The sequence below is a fragment of the Scandinavium sp. genome (assembly GCF_051650185.1).
Taxonomy (GTDB): Bacteria; Pseudomonadota; Gammaproteobacteria; order Enterobacterales; family Enterobacteriaceae; genus Scandinavium.
In genome coordinates this window covers 1-3,760 of the sequence record NZ_JBOFIN010000043.1, presented here as the reverse complement: position 1 = coordinate 3,760, position 3,760 = coordinate 1, and the positions used below count along the sequence as shown (strand labels likewise).

At 54.1% G+C, this 3,760-nt stretch carries 4 protein-coding genes and 1 other annotated feature; all 4 genes read left to right on the top strand.

The genetic code is table 11. The annotated features are described in order from the left end of the window. Positions 1-179 (top strand): 50S ribosomal protein L20 (gene rplT, locus ACRCWW_RS05460; RefSeq protein ID WP_438681502.1); only part of this gene is annotated, 179 nt, incomplete at its 5' end. A gap of 118 nt (positions 180-297) precedes the next feature. Continuing rightward, positions 298-422: a sequence feature (Phe leader region), on the top strand. Beyond that, positions 303-347 (top strand): pheST operon leader peptide PheM, encoded by a 45-nt coding sequence (gene pheM, locus ACRCWW_RS05455; protein WP_001386830.1) that lies wholly within the window; start codon positions 303-305, stop codon positions 345-347. It overlaps the preceding feature by 45 nt. Positions 423-462: 40 nt before the next feature. Continuing rightward, entirely contained in the window at positions 463-1,446 is a 984-nt protein-coding gene (gene pheS, locus ACRCWW_RS05450) for a phenylalanine--tRNA ligase subunit alpha (protein ID WP_438681501.1), read from the top strand. 15 nt (positions 1,447-1,461) lie between these two features. Further along, positions 1,462-3,760, top strand: a 2,299-nt coding sequence (pheT, locus tag ACRCWW_RS05445) for a phenylalanine--tRNA ligase subunit beta (protein ID WP_438681500.1), incomplete at its 3' end; no start/stop codon positions are given.

Genomic DNA, 3,760 nt, shown 5'->3' with positions numbered 1-3,760 from the left:
TGTGGATTGCGCGTATCAACGCAGCAGCACGTCAGAACGGTATTTCTTACAGCAAATTCATCAACGGCCTGAAAAAAGCCTCTGTTGAAATCGACCGTAAGATCCTGGCTGACATCGCCGTATTCGACAAAGTAGCGTTTACCGCTCTGGTCGAAAAAGCGAAATCAGCGCTGGCATAAGCCAGTTGAAGAGGGAGGCTTGCCTCCCTCTTTTCGTTTCAGAGATGTCAAATCGTTGACTTTTCAGGGTGAAGACTTTTCAATAAGCACTTCACAGACCTTTCCAGACAAGGTAACGCAAGCATGAATGCTGCTATTTTCCGCTTCTTTTTTTACTTTAGCACCTGAAACCAGGAGGCTAGCGCGTGAGAGAAGAAACGGAAAACAGCGCCAGAAAGCCTCCATCGCGGAGGCTTTTTTTGTATCTGCCGTTGATGAAAATCGCTAAATAACGAGGAAAACCATGTCACATCTCGCAGAATTGGTTGCCAGCGCCAGGGCAGCTATCAATGAAGCACACGATGTTGCCGCGCTGGACAATGTGCGCGTCGAATATCTGGGCAAGAAAGGGCACCTGACCCTCCAGATGACCACCCTGCGCGATTTGCCGGCGGAAGAACGCCCGGCCGCAGGCGCGGTCATTAACGAAGCGAAAGAGCAGGTTCAGCAGGCGTTAAATGAGCGTAAAGCGGCCCTTGAAGGTGCTGCACTGAACGCCCGTCTGGCTGCGGAAACCATCGATGTTTCTCTGCCAGGTCGTCGCATTGAAACCGGCGGGCTGCATCCTGTGACTCGCACCATCGATCGCATTGAAAGTTTCTTCGGTGAGCTCGGCTTTACCGTGGCGACAGGGCCTGAAATTGAAGATGACTACCATAACTTCGATGCCCTGAACATTCCGGGTCACCACCCGGCACGCGCTGACCACGACACTTTCTGGTTTGATGCTACCCGTCTGCTCCGTACCCAGACGTCTGGCGTACAGATCCGCACCATGAAAGAGAAGCAACCGCCGATTCGTATTATCGCGCCAGGCCGTGTTTATCGTAACGACTACGATCAGACTCACACCCCGATGTTCCATCAGATGGAAGGCCTGATTGTTGACACCAACATCAGCTTCACCAACCTGAAGGGCACGCTGCACGATTTCCTGAATAACTTCTTTGAAGAAGATTTGCAGGTCCGTTTCCGTCCTTCTTACTTCCCGTTCACCGAACCGTCTGCCGAAGTTGACGTCATGGGCAAAAACGGCAAATGGCTGGAAGTTCTGGGCTGTGGCATGGTGCACCCGAACGTCCTGCGTAACGTGGGTATCGACCCGGAAGTCTACTCCGGCTTCGCATTCGGCATGGGCATGGAGCGTCTGACCATGCTGCGTTACGGCGTCACCGACTTGCGCGCATTCTTCGAAAACGATCTGCGTTTCCTCAAACAGTTTAAATAAGGGCAGGACAGAACAATGAAATTCAGTGAACTGTGGTTACGCGAATGGGTTAACCCGGCAATTGACAGCGAAGCGCTGTCCGGCCAAATCACCATGGCAGGTCTGGAAGTGGACGGCGTTGAGCCGGTCGCTGGCGTGTTCAACGGTGTGGTTGTAGGCGAAGTGGTTGAGTGCGGTCAGCATCCGAATGCGGACAAACTGCGTGTGACCAAAATTAACGTCGGCGGTGAGCGTCTGCTGGATATCGTCTGCGGCGCGCCAAACTGCCGTCAGGGCCTGAAAGTGGCTGTGGCGACCATCGGTGCCGTGCTGCCGGGCGATTTTAAAATCAAAGCAGCGAAGCTGCGCGGTGAGCCATCAGAAGGCATGCTGTGCTCCTTCTCTGAACTGGGTATTTCCGACGATCACAGCGGCATCATCGAGCTGCCAGCTGATGCGCCGTTGGGCATGGATATCCGTGATTATCTGAAGCTTGATGACAACACCATCGAAATCAGCGTCACCCCAAACCGTGCGGATTGCTTAGGCATCATCGGTGTTGCCCGCGACGTGGCCGTGCTGAACCAGCAGCCGTTGAGCGAGCCAGAAATGGCACCTGTAGCGGCAACCATCAGCGATATCTTCCCGATTAAGGTTGAAGCCACCGAAGCTTGCCCACGTTATCTGGGTCGTGTCGTAAAAGGCATCAACGTTAAAGCTGCAACACCTCTGTGGATGAAAGAGAAACTGCGTCGTTGCGGAATCCGTTCTATCGATGCTGTTGTTGACGTGACCAACTATGTGCTGCTTGAGCTGGGCCAGCCAATGCACGCCTTCGACCTGGATCGCATCGACGGCGGTATCGTCGTCCGTATGGCGAAAGAGGGCGAAACGCTGGTGCTGCTGGATGGTAACGAAGCGAAACTCAGCGCTGACACGCTGGTCATTGCCGACCACAACAAAGCGCTGGCGATGGGCGGTATCTTCGGTGGTGAGCACTCCGGCGTAAATGGTGAAACACAAAACGTCCTGCTGGAATGTGCGTTCTTCAATCCGCTTTCCATTACCGGTCGTGCGCGCCGTCAGGGTCTGCATACCGATGCTTCTCATCGCTATGAGCGTGGTGTCGACCCAGCGCTGCAATATAAAGCGATGGAACGAGCCACTCGTCTGCTGATCGATATCTGCGGCGGCGAAGCGGGCCCGGTGATTGATGTCACTAACGAAGCGACTCTGCCGAAGCGTGCGACCATCACTCTGCGTCGCAGCAAGCTGGACCGTCTGATTGGTCATCACATTGCTGATGCTCAGGTCAGCGACATCCTTCGTCGTCTGGGTTGCGAAGTGACCGAAGGTCAGGACCAGTGGCAAGCGGTGGCCCCAAGCTGGCGTTTCGATATGGAAATCGAAGAAGACCTGGTGGAAGAAGTGGCGCGTGTTTATGGCTACAACAATATCCCGGATGCGCCAGTTCAGGCTGGTTTGATCATGGGCACCCACAAGGAAGCCAACCTGTCACTGAAGCGTGTGAAAACCATGCTGAACGACAAAGGCTACCAGGAAGTGATCACCTATAGCTTCGTTGATCCGAAGCTGCAGCAACTGGTCCATCCGGGTGAAGAAGCGCTGATTCTGCCAAGCCCTATTTCCAGCGAAATGTCGGCCATGCGTCTTTCTCTGTGGACTGGCCTGCTGGGCACTGTGGTTTATAACCAGAACCGCCAGCAAAGCCGCGTGCGCATCTTCGAAAGCGGCCTGCGCTTCGTGCCAGATACTCAGGCGCCTCTGGGCATCCGTCAGGATGTCATGCTGAGCGGTGTGATTTGCGGAAATCGCTATGAAGAGCACTGGAACCTGGCGAAAGAGACAGTTGATTTCTATGATTTAAAAGGCGATCTCGAAGCTGTCCTCGATTTGACCGGCAAGCTGGGTGATATCCAGTTCAGGGTTGAAGCGAATCCGGCGCTGCATCCGGGACAGTCTGCGGCGATTTATCTGAAAGGCGAACGTATTGGTTTCATTGGGGTTGTTCATCCTGAGCTGGAACGTAAACTGGATCTGAACGGTCGCACGATGGTCTTTGAACTGGAGTGGAACAAGCTCGCAGACCGCGTGGTGCCTCAGGCGAAAGAGATTTCCCGCTTCCCGGCGAACCGTCGTGATATCGCTGTGGTGGTGGCAGAAAACGTCCCAGCCGCAGATATTCTTGCCGAGTGTAAGAAAGTTGGCGTAAATCATGTAGTTGGCGTAAACTTGTTTGACGTGTACCGCGGTAAGGGTGTTGCGGAGGGGTATAAGAGCCTCGCCATCAGCCTGATCCTTCAGGATACCAGCC